We start from the raw sequence: 527 nt of genomic DNA on the forward strand, positions 1-527 counted from the left end.
CGCCGCCACTTCCTGGCGGAAGGCCGCAACTGGAACCCGTACATCGTGATGGGCCTGGGCTACCAGCGCGAAGAGATCGAGACCGACAACTTCCCGAACCCCAACTCGCCGTTCCAGGAAGAAGAGGGCGCGGTCGCCGGCAAGTTCGGCGTCGGCCTGCAGGGCGACATGGGCCGCGTCGGTATCCGTACCGAGCTGGCCTACCGTGCGGTCGCGATCAACGACACCCGCGCGCAGCTGCTGAACGACGATCCGCCGCCGGAGCGTAACGACGGCGAAGACTGGTTCGGCGACGTGCTGGCCTCGGTCGGCGTGATCATCCCGCTGGGTCCGGAGCCGTCGGCCCCGGTCGGCCCGGCGCCGGTCGCCCCGAACTGCGCCGACAGCGATGGCGACGGTGACGGCGTCAACGATTGCGACGACAAGTGCCCCGGTTCGCAGGCTGGCCAGACCATCGGTCCGGACGGCTGCCCGGTGCCGGTGTCGATCGACCTGAAGGGCGTGAACTTCGACTACGACAAGTCGAA

Annotated in this window: 1 pseudogene; it reads left to right on the forward strand. The window is 68.5% G+C overall.

Going from position 1 to position 527, the window contains the following annotated elements:
* Positions 1 to 527: pseudogene (locus ACFQZQ_RS14715) on the forward strand (OmpA family protein); the annotation flags it as partial.

It is taken from the genome of Lysobacter koreensis (genome assembly GCF_042677045.1).
Taxonomy (GTDB): Bacteria; Pseudomonadota; Gammaproteobacteria; order Xanthomonadales; family Xanthomonadaceae; genus Lysobacter_K; species Lysobacter_K koreensis.